Consider the following 19,502-nt stretch of genomic DNA (forward strand, 5'->3'; position numbering starts at 1 on the left):
CCACTCCTATTCCATCATATGTTCTCTTCGATCACCTCTGCTAACTTCTGGATGCCTGTAGGGATTGGGACATACGCTTGGAAAGGGATACTAACAACAGGCTTTCCAACAGATTCTCCTAATTTTTTGAATTTATCCAAAAACATCGTCGTTTGCGGGCTGATCAGAAATAAATCAAAATCACTATTCTTAATCATATTATCGCCTTCTGTAGCTGAAACTGCATCTACGAGTATCTCTTCTCCTTTTTGCTTAAAGAAATCCGTTGTCTTTGAGGCCATCATCGATGATGACATTCCTGCTGCACAAATAATCAATGCTTTTTTCATAAATCAATCACTCCTTTTATTTTTATAAACCAAGCATAACTTGTAAGCGTTTTCTATTCAAAATATATATTTCCGTAGCATTACGGAAAAAATGTGTATCATCTCTTGAATAATGAACGTAGAGCATTTCACTGATTTACCGTAAAAAAGATACACATGGAATGATAGCAATTTATCATCCATGTGTATCTTCACTTTTTCCTTATTTTTTTATTCGATCTCATCTAATGATTCAAACCGTGTTTTTCTCTTATTTTGCGGATAAGTATCTCAGTCACCCCAATATACATGATTCCTAAACATACCCCAAGGATATTCTCAAAAATGCGGATCGTTACTGCTCCTGGAACACCAAATAAGCTTGCAGCGATTGTCAAAGCACCAAAGCAATTAAAAATTGTTTTATATCTATAGGTAGAACAAATACCTAAAGCTAGTCCACCCAATATACCGACCCACGCAAACGGAATAAATTGGCTGATACCAATAAATAAAGCACATCCGATCAATGAGCCGATAATTCTGTCTACTGCTCGTTCTTTGAAACCAATCGACATCAATCCATAACTAGATACAATAGAAGAAAATGCAAACCCTGCCCACATCAATCGTTGAAAAGGGACATATTCTCCTGCGACAATCAAAAGACTGATACCAAACGCATAGCTGAGCATCCAAATTTTTTGTTGCGAATAAATATCTTTCAAAAAATTCTTTCTGAATAAGCTTTTGCCTCTATTCTTTTCTCGATGTTTTCTATAAAGGATAACTGAAAACCAACAAAAAAATAAAAACAATAAGCTACCTGTTTGTGTAAAGAAATCCTTGTTCAACAAATCTTTAGGTAACGAATAAACAATAAAAAGATAAGAAAAACCGTACAAAGAAGCATTTCCCATTTTAGGGTCACTAGCAGTTGCCAGTAATATGCTACTTAGTAAAATAAAATGAATCAACACGCCCATACCTGACCATTTGATCAGTTGGACATAAGGCGCTGTTAATAGTGAGAGCATAACGATGGCTAAACTAATGATCGAATGAGAAATCTTATAACCAAAATCAACAAAACGAATACTCATCAACATACAGAATAAAACCACAGCGTATGGTTTATGCGTCGATTCAAACAATGTTGTAATGAAAATAATAAAACAAATGGCAAATAATACGATAAATAATGATCGTAAAAACAATGAACAAATATACATGCGCTTTTCTTTTCTAGAAGTTGCTTCTCGTATTTTTTGTTTTAAAATAAACGGATCTAGTTGCAGAGACTGATAAAAACCCACCTGTTGTCGTCCTTTCTTTTACTTTTATTTCTATATTTTTCACAGTCAACTATGACAGGTTGTAAATACTATGGAACATCATATGGCGTTGTTATTTTCTTGTCAACTATTTTCCCTATTCATGTTTTTTTACAAAAAAACAGCTGACAGAGATTCTGCCAACTGCTTTTATCAGGTTATTTAATTAGCAACGATATTGACTAACTTGTTTGGTACCGCAATAACTTTTCTGACTGTTTTGCCTTCGATATATTCTTGCACTGTTTCATTGGCTAATGCTACTTTTTCTAGCTCATCTTTCCCTAAGTCTCGGGGAACATTGCTTTTCGCACGAACTTTACCGTTTACTTGGAAAACAACTTCTACTTCGTCTTCCACAAGTGCTGCTTCGTCATATGTTGGCCATGGTGCGTAAGAAATACCACCTTCATTTCCAAGGATTGACCATAGTTCTTCACCTATGTGAGGAGCAATCGGTGCGAGTAGTTGAACAAATCCTTCGATATATTCATAAGGCAGAGCGTCCACTTTATAGGCTTCATTGATAAAGACCATCAATTGGGAGATTGCTGTATTGAAATGAAGATTTTCATAGTCTTCTGTCACTTTTTTCACTGTTTGATGGTACACTTTATCAAGTTTGCCGTCATTCAATGTAGTGATACGATCACGCATTTTATTGTTTTCATCAACGATCAAGCGCCATACACGATCCAAGAATTTGCGGCTTCCTTCTAAGCCATTTTCGCTCCAAGCAATCGAAGCGTCTAATGGTCCCATGAACATTTCGTACATGCGCAGTGTATCTGCACCGTAAGTTTCAACCACATCATCAGGATTGACTACATTACCGCGAGATTTTGACATTTTTTCGTTGTTTTCGCCTAAGATCATTCCTTGATTGTATAGTTTTTGGAATGGTTCTTTTGTAGGAACAACACCGATATCGTATAAGAATTTATGCCAGAATCGTGCATATAGTAAATGAAGTACCGCATGTTCTGCTCCACCAATGTAGATGTCAACTGGCAGCCAACGCTTCAACTTTTCATAATCTGCTAGTTCTTTTTTGTTATGAGGGTCGATATAACGCAGGTAATACCATGAGCTTCCTGCCCATTGTGGCATTGTATTCGTTTCGCGACGGCCTTTTTTACCTGTTACAGGATCAACGACATTGACCCACTCCTCAATATTTGCTAATGGAGATTCACCAGTACCGCTTGGCTTGATATTTTTTGTCTTAGGCAAACGTAATGGTAGCTCTTCTTCTGGGACAGCTGTGACTGTTCCGTCTTCCCAGTGGATGATTGGGATTGGTTCACCCCAGTAACGTTGACGGGAGAATAGCCAGTCGCGTAAGCGATAGCTGACTTCTTTCTTCCCTACGCCATTTTCTTCTAGCCATTCATTCATTTTGTCGATTGCTTCTTGTTTGTTCATACCGTTTAAAAATTCAGAGTTGATGTGCGTACCATCTTCTGTGTAAGCAGCTTTTTGAACATCTCCACCTTCGATAACTGGAAGAATCTCTAGTCCGAAAGTTTGAGCGAATTCAAAGTCACGTTCATCATGTGCTGGAACAGCCATGATTGCTCCTGTGCCGTAAGAAGCTAATACATAATCAGCGATCCAGATTGGGATTTCTTTGCCATTGACTGGATTGATTGCGTAAGCACCAGTAAATACTCCTGTTTTTTCTTTTGCAAGATCTGTTCTCTTCAGATCTGATTTTTTAGCTGTCTCTTCGATATAAGCTTCTACAGCAGCTTTTTGTTCAGGGGTCGTAATTTCTCTAACAAGATCTAGTTCAGGTGCGAGAACCGAGTAAGTTGCACCGAATAAAGTATCTGGTCGTGTCGTAAACACGGTATAGGATTTATCCGTACCAGCCACTTTAAATTCAATATTTGCTCCCACTGAACGCCCGATCCAATTTCTTTGCATTTCCTTGATGCTTTCTGGCCAGTCAACTAGTTCTAGATCATCCAATAAGCGATCGGCATAAGCAGTGATTTTCAGCATCCATTGGCGCATTGGTTTTCTGACTACGTCATAGCCACCACGTTCACTTTTTCCATCGATCACTTCTTCATTTGAAATAACTGTTCCTAATTCAGGTACCCAGTTTACCGCTACTTCTGCTTCATAAGCCAGGCCTTTTTCATAAAGCTTCGTAAAGATCCATTGTGTCCATTTGTAATACTCTGGATCAGTTGTATTCACTTCGCGATTCCAGTCATAACTAAATCCTAAAGAATTGATTTGGCGTCGGAATGTTTCGATATTTTTTTGGGTAAATTCAGCCGGATCGTTTCCTGTATCTAACGCATATTGCTCTGCAGGTAGGCCGAATGCATCCCACCCCATTGGATGCAGTACGTTGTATCCTTGACTTCTTTTCACACGGGAAAGGATATCCGTTGCCGTATACCCTTCAGGATGCCCTACATGGAGCCCTTGTCCGGATGGATAGGGAAACATATCTAGTGCATAAAATTTTGGTTTTTCAGGATCATCATGGGTGTTGAAGGTATTCGTTTTTGCCCAGTATTTTTGCCATTTTTTCTCAATTTCTTTATGATTGTAACTCATTTTCTGTCCTCCTGTTCTATTAAAAACGCTTGTTTCTATTATAGCGAAAAAAACCGGCAGAATCTGTTTCTTTTTGTTTTCTTTTACTTTGTTTTCTCAAACTTCACAAAAGAAATAAAAAAATCCTATAAAAAGATTGCTCTTTTTATAGGACGTAATCTACGCGGTACCACCTATTTTTACCTTAATGAAAAGGCCTCGAACGTTGTAACGGCCGTCACCGCCACTTGCTTACTCGAATATTCAGCAAGGGCAACTCAAAGGCGAGTTCAAAAGCATCCGTACACATTCTCACCAACCATGTGCTCTCTGAAACTTCAGTCTTTTTACTACTTCCTTTTCAAGTGTTGTCATATTTAAGTAGCCTTATAGTAACAAATATTTTTGTGGAATTCAATCGTTATTTCTTTGAACAGCTATTTTATTTAGCTACAATCAATGTTTGACCTGGATAAATAAAGTTGTTTTTGATATTGTTCCATTCGATTAGTTGAGCCATTGTAATACCATGGCTGTCAGCAACACCCCAAACAGATTCTCCAGATTTCACAGTATAGGTTTTCGAACCTGCAGGTGCTTGTTGGTTTGTTGTTTGAGACGAACCTTTCTTCACGATCACTTGTTGTCCAGGATAGATGAAATTATTTTTGATATTATTCCATTCGATCAACTGATCCATCGTGATATGATGTTTGTTCGCTACGCTCCAAACTGACTCGCCTGCTTTCACGGTATACATCGTATTACCAGAGGATGATGTACTTGTTGTAGCAGACGTATTCGGTGTATTTGGTTTCGCTGCCGAAGTAGTTGAACCTGTATTGGTATTTACTGAATTGCCGCCTTTAACGATCAATTGCTGTCCTGGGTAAATAAAGTTGTTTTTGATATTATTCCATTCGATCAGCTGATTCATCGTGATGCCGTTTTTATTCGCTACGCTCCAAACAGATTCACCCGCCTTGACTGTATAAGTGCCTTGAGACGAACTGCTGCCAGTATTAGCTGAGCTGCTGTTATTTGTATTGGCTGACGAACCTGTATTACTTGATGCGCTGTTTGTTGACCCACTGTTTGAAACAGTCAGTTGTTGTCCTGGATAAATAAAGTTATTTTGGATGTTGTTCCATTGGATCAGTTGAGCCATCGTAATTCCATATTTGTTGGAGACACTCCAAACAGAGTCTCCGGCTTTCACTGTGTATTTCGTTCCTGAAGCCGTATTAGAAGAACTTGAGTTAGACGAATTTGAACCACTTGTGTTGCCAGTATTTGCTCCAGTATTAGAAGAACCGCCATTTGATACGATCAGCTGTTGTCCTGGATAAACAAAATTATTCTTGATATTGTTCCATTCAATCAATTGAGCCATCGTAATTCCGTGATCATTTGAGATCTTCCAAACAGAATCGCCAGATTGAACAGTGTATTTCGCCCCAGTTGTTTGTCCTCCGTTTGATGTACCAGCATTTCCTGAAGAATTGGTATTGTTACCAGAATTATTCGTCGAAGAGCCATTTTCTTGGCTACCCTTGATCGTTAGTTTTTGTCCTGGATAAATGAAATTGTTTTGGATATTGTTCCATTGAATCAATTGATCCATTGTAATACCGAATTTATTGGAGATTCCCCAAACAGAATCGCCAGATTGAACAGTATAAGTGGTCGAAGTTGCTGAACCTGAGTTTGTATTACCAGAATTACTTGAACCGCTAGTACTACCTGTACTTCCAGTATTATTCCCACCTGTAGTGGCTCCACCGCCCGCGTTTCCGCTAGCTGGTGTATCATATTGGGTCAATCCGTAAGTCGTGATGATATTATTTAATTTGCTTGCATAACCAGGGTCAGTCGCATAACGACCTGTCAAACAAGCTGTCGCATCTGTATAGGATCTCGTGTTGCTCTTCCAAGTACCGGCATAGTAATAACCGTTGCCAAATGAAGTATTTCTAAGTACATAGGCATTGTCATTGAACGATTCAGCAAAAGAAGGATATTGTCGGAAAGGCTCTTTTTTATTTACCCATTGATTATTTAAAAATTCAAGCGTATCCATGTAGACAGTTTGTCCTTGATAGCTGCCTTTTATCCCAAAAAGATTATAATAAGGTGCTTGCGATAACGCACTACTGCCCCAACCGCTTTCTACAACTGCTTGTGCGATCATCACTGATGCATACAAATCATTAGCTTGAGCAATTGGCTGCGCATAAGTAGCAATTTCTGTGATAAATGCCGCTGTATTGATTCTTGCGCCGAACTGAACAGGTGTTTCATCCGCTTGAACAGGAACCGGCTGTACTAATGGAGCAGCGACAGAACAGCCTACCATCGCAGTTCCCACGATTGCTGCCCCTCGTTTTGCTTTTCGAAAACGTTTGGTCTGTTCTAAACGTCTCCGTTCTTTTCTTGCAATGTTTTCCATCTTCTATCCTCCAACTTCAATTTATCTATTATTAATAATTATAACTTCTCTTAATATTTATTAAAAGTTATTTAAGAGCTTTGTTGTTTTTTGTAATCATATTGTAATTTACCGTAATGAACAACTTCTGTTCATTTTCAAGTTCTTCCTACGTCTATGTTCTTATTTACAAGGATTTCGAAAAACACTGATTTTATTTTCCTAACATTTCATTTGTATTACCAAAAAATGTCTTTCCGATTACAGTTATTTTTTTTATAAGAATATTGGTTATTCAAAGAGGGATCATGCATTGGTTTTATCTCTTTACCGTTTTTTTCGCTGGACCAAAAATGCTATAATAAGTCATTGCTTCAAAGGAGGAATTGTATGAAATATAAAACATCATTTCAGGTGACTGGTAGCTTCTTTCTTGTCCTGTTTTTTATTTTGGGCTGGATCGTAAAGTTCCATCTATCGTGGCTTTCTGGTTTCGATCAGTGGTTTACAGACATTGTCAGAGCTTCTTATCCTGATCTGAACAGCTACCAACTCTTTATGACTAAATTCGGTAATCCTCTTACCGTCATCATTTTATTTGCTTGTACGGCTTTATGGATGTGGTATAAGAAAAAAAGGGCAGAAACAGTTTGGTTCGTTTCTGGATTTATTGTAATTGCTGGAATCATCAACCCGTTGATCAAACTATTTTTCATGCGAGAGCGCCCTTCATTGACACACTTAGTGGTTGAAACAAGTTACAGTTTCCCTAGTGGACATGCAGCAGGCAGTATGATTCTTTACGGCTCTTTCCTATTTCTGCTGCCAGCTTTTGTTCAAAAAAGAACCTTACGTACATTGCTTCAATTGCTGATGGTGTTTATTATAGTAAGTGTCGGGATAAGCCGCATTTATCTGGGTGTTCATTTTCCTACCGATATCATCGGCGGCTACTTACTCAGTCTTTCTTGGCTGTGCCTGACTTATCCAGTGTATAGAGAAAAAAGAAAACAAATAAGTAACTCTTACAGAAAGAAGGACTTTTAATGACTTTTCCTTATTCAGAAGGAAATAAAAGATATCATTCTTGGAATTATGCTTTACGAAATGAGTTTGGCGGGAAAATTTTCAAGGTGCCGATCGATGGAGGGTTCGACTGCCCGAATCGAGATGGGACTGTTGCCCATGGCGGTTGTACTTTTTGCAGTGTATCTGGTTCGGGTGATATGATCGTTGCACCTGAAGATCCACTTCCAATCCAATTCCAGAAAGAAATCGACATGATGCATCAAAAATGGCCTCATGTCCAACAATACATCGTTTATTTCCAAAATTTTACAAACACCCATGCGCCAGTTGAAATAATCAAAGAACGATTTGAGCAAGTAGTCAATTTACCAGGTGTCGTAGGATTATCAGTCGGTACACGACCGGATTGTCTGCCAGATGAAGTAGTTGATTACCTTGCTGAACTGAACGAGCGGATGTATTTATGGGTAGAACTTGGATTGCAAACAACTTTTGAAGAAACTTCAAAACTGATCAACCGAGCACATGATTATCAAACTTATTTAGATGGCGTGGCTAAATTACGCAAACATAATATCCGTGTTTGTACGCATTTGATCAACGGATTACCAGGCGAAAGTTTAGAAATGATGAAAGAAAATGTCAGACGCACTATTTTAGATTCCGATATCCAAGGAATCAAGCTCCATTTGATGCATCTGATGCGCAAAACGAGAATGTTGCGTGACTATCATGAAGGTCGACTTCAATTAATGAGCCGTCCTGACTATGTCAATGTCATTTGCGACCAGCTGGAAATGATACCAAAAGAGATCATCATCCATCGTTTGACAGGGGATGCGCCGTGGGATTCCTTGATTGGACCAATGTGGAGCTTGAAAAAATGGGAAGTCTTGAATGCAATTGATGAAGAACTTCTTCGCAGAGATAGCTTCCAAGGAAAATATGATGTACGGAAAAAGGTGAGTGTCTGATGTTGCAAACTGCTTTGCATTTCAGCCATACATTACTGCAAGAAATCTTGCAACCAGGAGATCACGTCGTAGATGCAACGATGGGCAATGGCCACGATACGGTTTTTCTAGCAGAACACATCGGAAAAACTGGTCATGTCTATAGTTTCGATATCCAGCAACAAGCAATCGATGCTACTCGTGAAAAGCTAGAACAGCATCAGTTAGAAGAACGTGTCTCATTGTTTCTACAAGGCCACGAAACGTTAGGAGAAGTAATAGCTGAACAACAAGATCTCAAAGCAGGGATCTTCAATCTAGGGTATCTCCCAAAAAGTGATAAAGCAATCATCACTATGCCAGAGACTACACGCACAGCTATGGAAGAAATATTGAAACGACTTGTGCCTCGCGGACGATTGATCCTTGTTGTCTACTATGGTCATGAAGGCGGAGAAAAAGAACTGGATATGGTTGATTCTTTTTGTTCCAAACTGCCACAGGAAACATATAATGTGCTGAATTATCGGTTTATCAACCAAAAGAACCAGCCGCCTATTTTATATTGTATTGAGAAAAAAAGATAAATAAAAAACGCAAAACATAAATGATATGTTTTGCGTTTTTTTCTCTAGTACTCAGGTTAGAGCGTTGATATCACAACCTCTTTATTCATGGTGCTCAAAAGCTTGCATCTGCGGTAATAAGTCCAACCAAATCAAAAACATGAGAAGCTGTTTTTGATTGGCTGTTCTTATTACTTTGATGCGGGACAGCTTTTTCACAACCTCTTTATTCAAATACAAATTGATTATGATAAAGTTCCGCATAAAATCCATTTTCTGCTAATAATTCGTGATGACTGCCTTCTTCAATGACTTCCCCATCACGCAAGACAACGATTCTATCTGCATTCAAGATCGTTTTCAGCCGGTGAGCAATCACAAAGCTGGTTCTTCCTTTGATTGCTTCATCCATTGCTTTTTGGATTCTTGCTTCTGTTACCGTGTCTACATTACTTGTTGCTTCATCCAAAATCAATAAAGATGGATTTGTAATGATCGTTCGAGCAATACTGATCAACTGCTTTTGACCTGTACTGAACAAATTGTTTTCTTCGGATATCTCTGTATCATACCCTTTTTCTAACGTCATGATAAAGTCGTGAATGTTCGCTTGTTTTGCTGCATTGATGATTTCTTCATCTGAAGCATCTGGTTTACCGAATGTGATATTGTCTTTGATGGTGCCAGAGAACAATACGGATTCTTGCAAAACGATTCCTACATGTCTACGTAATGCATCTAGATCATACTCTCGGATATCTATTCCATCGATTACTACTGACCCATCATTGACATCGTAAAAACGATTCAGCAGATTCATGATCGTCGTTTTCCCAGATCCGGTTGGTCCAACAAGAGCAACCATTTCTCCTTTGTCCACATTGATTGAGACATCTTTCAAGACTAGTTTTTCTGGAGAATAACCAAAATCTACGTGTTGCAAGGCAAGTCCTTGTTCTACTCCATCAAATGCTTTACCGTTTTCTGGTTTGACTTCATCTTTTTCATCAAACATTTCATTTAATCGTCTTGCCCCTGTAATTGCTAATTGGATCATGCTGTACCCAGAAGAAATCTGCATCAATGGTTGGTAGTATTGTTGTGAATATTGGACGAATGTCACAACTAAGCCTAACGCCACCGAACGTTCCAAATCGCCATTCAATGCTAACCAGCCGCCGAAAAAGATAACGATTGCTGTATTGACTAGTGACATTCCTTGCATCATCGGAAATAGTAGGCCAGAATAAGCTTGTCCTTTGAACGTTGCTTCGCGAACACTTTGATTATGTTCTAAGAATCCTTCAATCGTTTCTTCTTGTAAGCCATTTGTGATGATGACACGTTGTCCGCTGATTTTTTCATCCATATAGCCATTCAGTTTTCCCACTTCATCTTGCTGAAGATCCACATATTTTCGCGCTTTTCGAATAATCAAGACAGCTATCAAAATAGCTACTGGAGTAGAAGCAATCGTAGCCCAAGCTAATTCTACATTTTGACGAAACATCATAATCAAGATTCCGACAAGTAAAACAGCATTCGTGATGACTTGAAGCAATGCTTGGTTCAAACTATTTTGAATATTATCTAAGTCACTGGTAAAACGACTTAAAATTTCACCATCTTGATGAGAATCAAAGAAGCGAATCGTCAATTTTTCCAATTTGTTGAATAAACCGATACGCATCCGGTTCGTTGACTTTCCTACTACTTGAGTGAATAAAATACTATAGATAAAGTTGGCTGCACTAGCTAATACATAAAACAACAAGAGTTTCCATATTACAGAAACAAATTTGCTTTTATCATCTACGCCTTGCATCAAGCCACCTACGTAATTTGCTAATTCTTGGAAAGCTTCCCCGATATACTGAGGTGCTTTTACTTGTAGATAGGTAGCAATAATTACTGTGATAAAGATAAAGAAAAAGGAGAGTTTGTACCGTTTCAAATAGTGATAGAAAAATTTACTTGCTTTTATTAAATCAGTCATACTTACTCCTCCGTTCCTTTTTGAGTTTCAAAGATTTCCTGATAGACACGGTTTCCAGCTACCAATTCCTCATGGGTTCCTTCGCCGACTAATCTACCTTCATCCAATACTAAGATGCGGTCTGCTTTGACAACAGAAGCAATTTTTTGTGCGATGACGATCGTCGTTGTTCCCTTCAAATCTCGATCAAGTGCTTCTCGGACAAGTTTTTCAGAGCGAGCATCCAATGCACTCGTACTATCATCTAAAATCAAGATCTTTGGATTACCGATAACACCACGAGTAATGGATAGTCGCTGCTTTTGTCCACCAGAAAAATTGCTACTTCGTTCTTCTACTGGTGCTTCGTAACGATCAGATAACTTTTCGATGAATTCTTTTGCTTGAGCAATAGAAGAAGCATGTTCCATCTCTTTTTCTGTTGCATTCTTTTTTCCTTGGCGCAAGTTTTGAGCAATCGTTCCTGAGAATAAAATTGCTTTTTGCAAAACAAAGGACACCGTTTGTCTTAAACTCTTTTCATTTACTTGGCGAAGATCTACACCACCTACTTCTACTTTTCCTTCTGTTGGATCAAATAGACGAGGAATCAGCTGTGCTAGTGTGGATTTCCCGGCGCCAGTCGCCCCGACGATCCCGACCATTTCTCCAGGTTTGATAGAAAAGCTGATATCTTTAAGCGTATCTGTATCCTCACCAGGATAACGAAAAGAAACATGGTCAAAAGTGACAGAACCCGTCAGCTCTTGTTCTGGAACGTCTAAATAAGTAAGATCTGGTTCAGCATCTAAAATTTCCGCAATCCGCTTCAGCGATACGGCTGCTCTTGAAGTCATCATCATCATCATTCCGCCGATAATGATCGCCATCATGATCTGCATCAAGTAATTCATGAATGAAGCAATTCCACCAATTAATGTAGGATCATCTTTAACAAGATCGCTCACAAAGAAGATCGCCCCAACCACAGCTAAATTGGCAGCCAACATGAAGGACGGGATCATCACAGAAAATAATGTACCGACTATGATGTTGTGTTTTGTTAAGTCCTCACTTACTTTGCTGAATGTCTTCAATTGGTTTTCTTCCTGTACAAATGATTTCACTACACGAATCCCTAGTAAGTTTTCTTTTGCGATGCTATTTACACGATCAATCAGTTTTTGAATGATCATGAAGTGCTTACCCATCCGTGTAAATGAAAGTGCCGTGATAAGAAATACCGTAACGATAAGCGCTACGATGATCCACCACAATTGTGGCATCGTGATCATAGCTAAAATGAAGGCACCAATAAATAAGAATGGAATTCGAAAAAGTGATTGCAAAGAAATCATCACTAAATTTTGGATTTGCGTGATATCATTTGTTAGACGAACAACAAGATTCCCAGCAGAGAACTGTTCGATATTCCCAAATGAAAATGTCTGGATCTTTCGAAAAGCTTCTTCTCGGATATCTGCACTTACGCCCTGAGCTACTTTCGCAGAGAAAATCGTGTTCGTTACACCTGCAGCTAATCCTAGCAAAGCCAGACTGATCAGATAAATACCGATTGTTTTCATTTCATCATTATCTTCTGTAATAATAGCTTCCAATACTTGCTGTAGTAATTTAGGTTGCCATAATGTTGCTGCAACCATGACTGCTACGGACAGTAAGGAAATAAAAACAGCTACTTTATATTTTTTCGCATGTCGTAAGATTAATTTCATTCGTTGATTACACCCCTTTGTTTAAATTGACAGGACTAATTTAACACTGTAAAATTAGACCGACTAACAATTTACCATGTTTAAAAAGATAATGCAATACACGAGGTTGATAAAATGGAAATAAAGCTTTCTCAAGCAATCATCATTCAGGCCGCCTTTGATATCCTGGCTGAAACACAAGCTCTTTCGCAGCTTTCCATGCGAAACATCGCAAACAGAATTCACGTTCAAGCACCTGCTTTATATTGGTATTTCAAAAATAAACAACAGCTTTTGCAGAAAATGGCTGAAACAATGGAAGAAGAATTAGCGCTTCCAGATCCAACTTTGCCCTGGAATGAACAATTGCTACAGTATATGGAAAATTACTATGACCTTTACACACGTTTTCCTTGTGGGGCAGAATTAGAAATCAATACTGTGCCCGCTTTTCCGAGTCGATTAGAACATTTGGAACAAATGATCCAACTACTTGTTCGTGAAGGATTTTCAGTCACCCAAAGTCATCAGGCCATTGCCTCTCTCCACAATTTATTGATTGGACAGCTAATGGATCAGCAACATGAACAACAGCTTCGGCAAAAGATTATGGACGGAAATGAATTTTTGAAAGAAACAGTTCTATTTATGCGTAATTATGTAGTTGAAAATCAATTAGAGGGATTTAAAGAAAGTATGCAGTCCCATGCAGAATTGAATGAAAAAGCACTCTTTCTAACGAGTGCACAAACCTATATTGAAGGTTTATGCCAACAAAATAAAAGAAGAGAAAACAATTGATAAAAAAAGCTCCTATAAAGGTCACCAACAAAGTGATCTCTATAGGAGCTATCTTTTTAAGTCTCTTTTTTACTTTTCTTCCATCAGCCACACCAATGCACGTTGGATCCATTGATCCCAGAAGATCCAATTATGATCGCCCGGTCCTTGTTCAAAGGTGACCGCTAAGCCTTGTTCCTGCATAGCAGATACCATTTCCTGATTTGCTTGATAAAGAAAATCAGATTCCCCACAAGCCATATAAAACCTTGGGACTGGTTTTCCGCTTTTTACTAATTCTTTCAATAAATATTGTGGATCATTCTTTGAACCTTCGATTTGATCCAATGGTCCAAAGATTCCTTCCCAAAAGGCTGCTTTACGAACCATCAAAAGATCATCCATTCGGTTTCCTACAGAAACAGCGCCTGAAAGAGAGATTACTGCTGCGAAATTTTCTGATTTTGCAAGGCCTAGTTTTAATGCGCCATATCCGCCCATCGATAATCCAGCGGCATATGTTTTTTCCCTTTTTCTTGTTAATTGTGGGAATAGTTCATGACAAATCTCAGGTAGCTCTTCTGCAATGAACGTCCAATATTTCATATCATAAACCGTATCTGTGTACCAGCCAAGATCAGTAGATGGCATGATGACAGCTAATCCGTAGTCTGCTACATAACGTTCAATCGACGTACGTCTTTCCCATACACTATGATTGCCACCCATCCCATGAAGTAAATATAAAACAGGTATGTCCGTTGTCGCTTGCTCTGAACTGGTGCCAATCACCTTTTTAGTTGTTTGTGGAAGTATCACATTTAGATTGACTTCCATTTCTAATACATTCGAATAAATATTTGCTTGAATAAATGCCATATTTTCGCCTTCCTTAGTAAGAAGTTATTTTTGAATAACTTTAAATTTGAATGATTCGGCAAAGTACATGTCTCGACCGAAACTACTGTTTTATTTTACCACTTTTTTCATGAACGAAAAGCGTTAAGACCAAAGCAATGATCACGAGTAACAAGCCAACTAGATAAACGGAATGTAACCCATCATAAAGAATTTTTCTTAATGGCAATAGAATATCCGCATCGATATATTTAGCCGTTTGTGGATTCACCAGTTTGTTCATGATATCTGTATCATTTGTTAAATTTGCTGCTGCAAGTTCTCGTTTAGTTACCCCATTTATCAATAAACCAAAAATAGAAACCATGACTGTTTGACCAATTGTTCGAACTAACGTATTAAAAGAAGTTGCTACACCAAGCTGATCACGAGATACACTATTTTGTGCACTGACAGTCGAGGTAGTCATGGTCACACCTAAGCCTATACCGATGACCGTTGATATAGCAAAAAACCATAAATAGTTACTTCTGAAAGGCATAAGATACAACCAAGCGCCCCCAATAGCTGCGATTAGAAGTCCAATTCTCAAGACCCAATGAGTTTTCATTTGAGTCATCCACTTGCTTGCAAGGAAAGAACCGACCATCCAGACTAGTGATAATGGTGCTAATACCAACCCACCAATTGCTGCATTCAGTCCTAATACACCTTGCATCCACATAGGAATATAAACATCGATTCCCATCAAAAAACCACTAGCCAATGCTGCAGCCAAGTTGACCACAACAAATAGTGGATTTTTGAATAAATGCATCATGATGACAGGATCTTTAGCTCTTTTTTCGGCAAAAATAAAAATACCTAACAGTACGATACTACCTAGCAGCAAAGCAGAAACAAGCGGACTCATTCCTTCGTCTCCTAATAATTGGAATCCTAACAGCAATGAGACAAGCATGGCCATCAAACTAAAACTACCAAAAATATCCATTGGTTTAGACTCATGTATGATTTTTGGTTCATTTAAATATAGCCAAATAAAAATAATTAATAGAATTCCGATCGGCACATTGATAAAAAAGATCCAGTGCCAGCTGATCGTTTCAACGATGAATCCTCCCGCGAGCGGTCCAAAAACACTGGCAATCCCCCAAGCTGAACTATTCAAACCTAAAACTTTTGCTCGCTTCTCAATAGAATAAAGATCGCCGATGATCGTCAAAGCTACTGGCATCATTGCTCCAGCGCCCATCCCTTGAATCGCACGAGCAGCAATCAACCCAATCATGCTTTGAGATAAACCGCAAAATAACGAACCGATAATAAACAATAATGTCCCAAAAATAAAAATTGGTTTTCGTCCCACTTTATCCGCAAGTTTTCCGTAAATCGGAGTAAGCATAGCGTTTGTCAGCAAATAAATCGAAAATACCCAGTTCATGATTTCCATTCCATGTAATGAGCCGACGATCGTTGGCATAGCGGTTGTTACGATTGTTCCTTCAATAGCCGTCATGAACGTTGCAATGAAAACACTCACTGTGACTAAAGCTACATTTGTTTCTTTTTTCATCTTATTCCTCCTTTTTCATCATGACAGGATCTAAAAATAGATAAATACTCACTATCTTTTTCAAGAGGTGCACTGCCATAAAAAAAGCTGGAACAACCACCATTCGGCGATCGTTCCAGCTGAATATAGCTTATTTTGCTAAACTTGCTTTCAATGCATCTACTTTGTCCGTATGTTCCCAAGGTAGATCCACATCTGTACGACCAAAATGACCGTAAGCAGCTGTTTGTTTGTAAATCGGACGACGCAAATCAAGCATCTCGATGATTCCTGCTGGCCGAAGATCGAAGTTTTCTCTCACTGCAGCAATCAATTCTTCTTCCGGAACCGTTCCAGTACCGAAAGTATTGATGGAGATCGAAACAGGTTGAGCAACACCAATCGCATAAGCTAGCTGTACTTCTGCTTTGCGAGCAAGCCCAGCTGCAACGATGTTTTTAGCAATATAACGTGCAGCATAGCTGGCAGAACGGTCAACTTTTGTCGCATCTTTACCAGAAAAAGCACCGCCACCATGACGAGCATAACCGCCATACGTATCAACAATGATCTTTCTTCCTGTTAATCCGGCATCCCCTTGAGGACCACCAATGACAAATCGGCCAGTCGGATTGATATAATATTTTGTTTGATCATCTAATAATTCAGCTGGAATAACTTCCTTCACTACTTTTTCGATGACATCATGACGAATTGTTTCATTATCTACTGCATCATCATGCTGTGTTGAAATAACGATTGTATCTACGCGTTCAGGTTGTCCTTGATCATCATATTCAACTGTGACTTGAGATTTTGCATCTGGACGTAAATACGTTAATTCATTTGATTTACGTAAATCTGCCAAGCGGCGTACCAGACGATGACTCAAAGCGATTGGTAAAGGCATTAATTCCGGTGTTTCATCTACAGCAAAACCAAACATTAACCCTTGGTCGCCAGCACCAATTTCATCTAATACGTCTTTTTTATCTTCATCCCGGATCTCAAGTGCTTCGTCAACTCCTTGAGCAATATCAGGAGATTGTTCATCAATCGCAACCAATACAGCTGCTGTATCTCCATCAAATCCGAATTTTGCACGTGTATAACCAATTTCTTTTATTGTTTCCCGTACGACTTTTTGGATATCTACATATGCCGTCGTAGATATTTCTCCAAATACTAAAACAAGCCCAGTTGTTACAGATGTTTCACACGCTACTCGTGCTGTTGGGTCTTGTTCTAAAATTGCATCCAAGATTGCATCACTGATTTGGTCAGCGATTTTATCTGGATGTCCTTCAGAAACAGATTCTGATGTAAATAAGTGTCTTTCTACCATTATAATGATTCCCCCTAGTTAAATTCGGTTACAAGGCATCTCCGTCCTACGGATCCTTTCGGGAACTTGCAACGAACCAAGTATAGCAGATAAAACAGTTTTCTGCTCGTATTTTTTCATTTTTTTGCTTAAAAAATATAAATATTTTACATTAGATTTATCCAAAAAAGCTTAGCACAATCATCTATAAAGATAACTCTGCTAAGCCTTTTAAAATCATTCTTTCAGATAAAAAGAAAAAGATACTCATCAAGTATCTTCCATGACCCGTACGGGATTCGAACCCGTGTTACCGCCGTGAAAGGGCGGTGTCTTAACCGCTTGACCAACGGGCCAATAAAATAAATGGGCCTAAATGGACTCGAACCATCGACCTCACGCTTATCAGGCGTGCGCTCTAACCAGCTGAGCTATAGGCCCATAAAAACTAAAAGCGGGTGACGAGAATCGAACTCGCGACAACAGCTTGGAAGGCTGTGGTTTTACCACTAAACTACACCCGCATAATGGCGCGGGACAGAATCGAACTGCCGACACATGGAGCTTCAATCCATTGCTCTACCAACTGAGCTACCGAGCCAAACGGTTCCGACGGGAATCGAACCCGCGATCTCCTGCGTGACAGGCAGGCATGTTAACCCCTACACCACGGAACCAGTGTTTTTAGTTTTTAAATTGCGGGAGCAGGATTTGAACCTACGACCTTCGGGTTATGAGCCCGACGAGCTACCAGACTGCTCCATCCCGCGATAATATGAAAAGGAGGATAAGGGATTCGAACCCTTGCACGGTTTTACCCGCCTGACGGTTTTCAAGACCGTTCCCTTCAGCCGGACTTGGGTAATCCTCCATGTAAAACTATATTGAATTTAATGACCCGTACGGGATTCGAACCCGTGTTACCGCCGTGAAAGGGCGGTGTCTTAACCGCTTGACCAACGGGCCAGGTAAAACAAAATATTGAAACGGAGAAGGAGGGATTTGAACCCTCGCGCCGGTTTCCCGACCTACACCCTTAGCAGGGGCGCCTCTTCAGCCACTTGAGTACTTCCCCAAAACCAATAAGATTTTGTACTAATGGGCCTAAATGGACTCGAACCATCGACCTCACGCTTATCAGGCGTGCGCTCTAACCAGCTGAGCTATAGGCCCATAAAAACTAAAAGCGGGTGACGAGAATCGAACTCGCGACAACAGCTTGGAAGGCTGTGGTTTTACCACTAAACTACACCCGCATGGCGGTTCCGACGGGAATCGAACCCGCGATCTCCTGCGTGACAGGCAGGCATGTTAACCCCTACACCACGGAACCAGTGTTTTTAGTTTTTAATTGCGGGAGCAGGATTTGAACCTACGACCTTCGGGTTATGAGCCCGACGAGCTACCAGACTGCTCCATCCCGCGATAATATGATAAAGGAGGATAAGGGATTCGAACCCTTGCACGGTTTTACCCGCCTGACGGTTTTCAAGACCGTTCCCTTCAGCCGGACTTGGGTAATCCTCCATATGAAACTTACAACGCCACAATGGACCTTGTAGGACTCGAACCTACGACCGGACGGTTATGAGCCGTCTGCTCTAACCAACTGAGCTAAAGGTCCAGGCTCTTAAAAATCGCGGCGGAGGGGATCGAACCCCCGACCTCCCGGGTATGAACCGGACGCTCTAGCCAGCTGAGCTACACCGCGAAAAAGATATTCATTATTTAAATGAAATGGAGCCTAGCGGGATCGAACCGCTGACCTCCTGCGTGCAAAGCAGGCGCTCTCCCAGCTGAGCTAAGGCCCCGTGTTTAAATTTATAATTATCGGGAAGACAGGATTCGAACCTGCGACCCCTTGGTCCCAAACCAAGTGCTCTACCAAGCTGAGCTACTTCCCGTTTAATTAACGCGCCCAAGAGGAGTCGAACCCCTAACCTTTTGATCCGTAGTCAAACACTCTATCCAGTTGAGCTATGGGCGCATATTTGAAATGCCGAGGACCGGAATCGAACCGGTACGGTGATCACTCACCGCAGGATTTTAAGTCCTGTGCGTCTGCCAGTTCCGCCACCCCGGCGCGATTGCTTTGGCAAAGCGGAAAACGGGGTTCGAACC

At 39.9% G+C, this 19,502-nt stretch carries 13 protein-coding genes, 20 tRNA genes, 1 riboswitch and 1 other annotated feature; of the genes, 4 read left to right on the plus strand and 29 right to left on the minus strand.

Annotated features, from left to right (window positions below; genetic code table 11):
- Window positions 1-14: 14 nt before the first annotated feature.
- The 4 genes from RWU19_RS12885 to RWU19_RS12900 form a co-directional block, all read right to left on the minus strand.
- Window positions 15-329: a PTS cellobiose transporter subunit IIB gene (locus tag RWU19_RS12885; RefSeq protein WP_002292257.1), complete on the minus strand. Its 315-nt coding sequence runs from the start codon at window positions 327-329 to the stop codon at window positions 15-17.
- Between the two features lie 224 nt (window positions 330-553).
- On the minus strand, window positions 554-1,624 hold the full coding sequence (locus RWU19_RS12890) for an FUSC family protein (RefSeq protein WP_104764537.1): 1,071 nt from the start codon (window positions 1,622-1,624) through the stop codon (window positions 554-556).
- Window positions 1,625-1,804: 180 nt separating this feature from the next.
- Window positions 1,805-4,219: a leucine--tRNA ligase gene (leuS, locus tag RWU19_RS12895; RefSeq protein WP_002341428.1), complete on the minus strand. Its 2,415-nt coding sequence runs from the start codon at window positions 4,217-4,219 to the stop codon at window positions 1,805-1,807.
- A 145-nt stretch (window positions 4,220-4,364) separates the two neighbouring features.
- Window positions 4,365-4,571 (minus strand) — a binding site (T-box leader).
- Between the two features lie 69 nt (window positions 4,572-4,640).
- On the minus strand, window positions 4,641-6,647 hold the full coding sequence (locus RWU19_RS12900) for a LysM peptidoglycan-binding domain-containing protein (protein ID WP_002292254.1): 2,007 nt from the start codon (window positions 6,645-6,647) through the stop codon (window positions 4,641-4,643).
- Between the two features lie 369 nt (window positions 6,648-7,016).
- On the opposite strand from RWU19_RS12900, the gene RWU19_RS12905 reads away from it, so the two are divergent.
- The 3 genes from RWU19_RS12905 to RWU19_RS12915 are packed head-to-tail and all read left to right on the plus strand — an operon-like array spanning window position 7,017 to window position 9,195.
- A complete protein-coding gene (locus tag RWU19_RS12905) occupies window positions 7,017-7,673 on the plus strand; it encodes a phosphatase PAP2 family protein (protein WP_070770624.1) in 657 nt (218 codons plus the stop codon).
- A complete protein-coding gene (locus tag RWU19_RS12910; protein ID WP_002285909.1) occupies window positions 7,673-8,629 on the plus strand; it encodes a TIGR01212 family radical SAM protein in 957 nt (318 codons plus the stop codon). Before RWU19_RS12905 ends, RWU19_RS12910 begins: the two co-directional genes overlap by 1 nt.
- Window positions 8,629-9,195: a class I SAM-dependent methyltransferase gene (locus RWU19_RS12915; RefSeq protein WP_002320153.1), complete on the plus strand. Its 567-nt coding sequence runs from the start codon at window positions 8,629-8,631 to the stop codon at window positions 9,193-9,195. The genes RWU19_RS12910 and RWU19_RS12915 overlap by 1 nt, the downstream gene beginning before the upstream one ends.
- Window positions 9,196-9,400: 205 nt before the next feature.
- Here RWU19_RS12915 and RWU19_RS12920 read toward each other — a convergent pair whose 3' ends face one another.
- Window positions 9,401-11,170, minus strand: coding sequence for an ABC transporter ATP-binding protein (locus tag RWU19_RS12920; protein WP_002292737.1), 1,770 nt, complete (start codon window positions 11,168-11,170; stop codon window positions 9,401-9,403).
- A 2-nt stretch (window positions 11,171-11,172) separates the two neighbouring features.
- Complete coding sequence (locus RWU19_RS12925) at window positions 11,173-12,885, minus strand: ABC transporter ATP-binding protein (RefSeq protein ID WP_123838185.1); 1,713 nt, start codon at window positions 12,883-12,885, stop codon at window positions 11,173-11,175.
- Between the two features lie 114 nt (window positions 12,886-12,999).
- On the opposite strand from RWU19_RS12925, the gene RWU19_RS12930 reads away from it, so the two are divergent.
- Window positions 13,000-13,665, plus strand: coding sequence for a TetR family transcriptional regulator (locus RWU19_RS12930; protein ID WP_002341432.1), 666 nt, complete (start codon window positions 13,000-13,002; stop codon window positions 13,663-13,665).
- 69 nt (window positions 13,666-13,734) lie between these two features.
- Here the strand turns inward: RWU19_RS12930 and RWU19_RS12935 are convergent, their stop codons facing one another.
- The 23 genes from RWU19_RS12935 to RWU19_RS13045 all read right to left on the minus strand — a co-directional run bounded on the left by RWU19_RS12935 (window position 13,735) and on the right by RWU19_RS13045 (window position 19,464).
- Window positions 13,735-14,523 (minus strand): alpha/beta hydrolase, encoded by a 789-nt coding sequence (locus tag RWU19_RS12935; RefSeq protein ID WP_002316096.1) that lies wholly within the window; start codon window positions 14,521-14,523, stop codon window positions 13,735-13,737.
- Window positions 14,524-14,605: 82 nt separating this feature from the next.
- Complete coding sequence (locus RWU19_RS12940; protein WP_123838186.1) at window positions 14,606-16,078, minus strand: MDR family MFS transporter; 1,473 nt, start codon at window positions 16,076-16,078, stop codon at window positions 14,606-14,608.
- Window positions 16,079-16,208: 130 nt separating this feature from the next.
- Window positions 16,209-17,402, minus strand: a complete 1,194-nt coding sequence (gene metK / locus RWU19_RS12945; RefSeq protein WP_002292731.1) for a methionine adenosyltransferase — start codon at window positions 17,400-17,402, stop codon at window positions 16,209-16,211.
- Window positions 17,400-17,479: riboswitch (SMK box riboswitch) on the minus strand. Its footprint overlaps the gene before it by 3 nt.
- Window positions 17,480-17,665: 186 nt before the next feature.
- Window positions 17,666-17,737 (minus strand) — tRNA-Glu (locus RWU19_RS12950).
- A gap of 11 nt (window positions 17,738-17,748) precedes the next feature.
- Window positions 17,749-17,822 (minus strand) — tRNA-Ile (locus RWU19_RS12955).
- 12 nt (window positions 17,823-17,834) lie between these two features.
- Window positions 17,835-17,905: transfer RNA gene (locus RWU19_RS12960), tRNA-Gly, on the minus strand.
- 4 nt (window positions 17,906-17,909) lie between these two features.
- A tRNA-Phe gene (locus RWU19_RS12965) sits at window positions 17,910-17,982 on the minus strand.
- Window positions 17,983-17,985: 3 nt separating this feature from the next.
- Window positions 17,986-18,058, minus strand: a tRNA-Asp gene (locus RWU19_RS12970).
- Window positions 18,059-18,077: 19 nt separating this feature from the next.
- A tRNA-Met gene (locus RWU19_RS12975) sits at window positions 18,078-18,151 on the minus strand.
- 11 nt (window positions 18,152-18,162) lie between these two features.
- Window positions 18,163-18,252: transfer RNA gene (locus RWU19_RS12980), tRNA-Ser, on the minus strand.
- Window positions 18,253-18,275: 23 nt separating this feature from the next.
- Window positions 18,276-18,347 (minus strand) — tRNA-Glu (locus tag RWU19_RS12985).
- A 21-nt stretch (window positions 18,348-18,368) separates the two neighbouring features.
- Window positions 18,369-18,456, minus strand: a tRNA-Ser gene (locus RWU19_RS12990).
- Between the two features lie 24 nt (window positions 18,457-18,480).
- Window positions 18,481-18,554, minus strand: a tRNA-Ile gene (locus RWU19_RS12995).
- A 12-nt stretch (window positions 18,555-18,566) separates the two neighbouring features.
- Window positions 18,567-18,637: transfer RNA gene (locus tag RWU19_RS13000), tRNA-Gly, on the minus strand.
- A gap of 1 nt (window position 18,638) precedes the next feature.
- Window positions 18,639-18,714, minus strand: a tRNA-Asp gene (locus RWU19_RS13005).
- Window positions 18,715-18,732: 18 nt separating this feature from the next.
- Window positions 18,733-18,806 (minus strand) — tRNA-Met (locus tag RWU19_RS13010).
- A 12-nt stretch (window positions 18,807-18,818) separates the two neighbouring features.
- Window positions 18,819-18,908: transfer RNA gene (locus tag RWU19_RS13015), tRNA-Ser, on the minus strand.
- 23 nt (window positions 18,909-18,931) lie between these two features.
- A tRNA-Ile gene (locus RWU19_RS13020) sits at window positions 18,932-19,005 on the minus strand.
- 13 nt (window positions 19,006-19,018) lie between these two features.
- Window positions 19,019-19,092 (minus strand) — tRNA-Met (locus RWU19_RS13025).
- A 27-nt stretch (window positions 19,093-19,119) separates the two neighbouring features.
- Window positions 19,120-19,192 (minus strand) — tRNA-Ala (locus RWU19_RS13030).
- Between the two features lie 19 nt (window positions 19,193-19,211).
- Window positions 19,212-19,285: transfer RNA gene (locus RWU19_RS13035), tRNA-Pro, on the minus strand.
- A 9-nt stretch (window positions 19,286-19,294) separates the two neighbouring features.
- A tRNA-Arg gene (locus RWU19_RS13040) sits at window positions 19,295-19,368 on the minus strand.
- Window positions 19,369-19,378: 10 nt separating this feature from the next.
- A tRNA-Leu gene (locus tag RWU19_RS13045) sits at window positions 19,379-19,464 on the minus strand.
- Window positions 19,465-19,502 lie beyond the last annotated feature (38 nt).

The sequence above is a fragment of the Enterococcus sp. 2STP genome (assembly GCF_032465635.1).
Classification (GTDB): domain Bacteria; phylum Bacillota; class Bacilli; order Lactobacillales; family Enterococcaceae; genus Enterococcus_B; species Enterococcus_B lactis.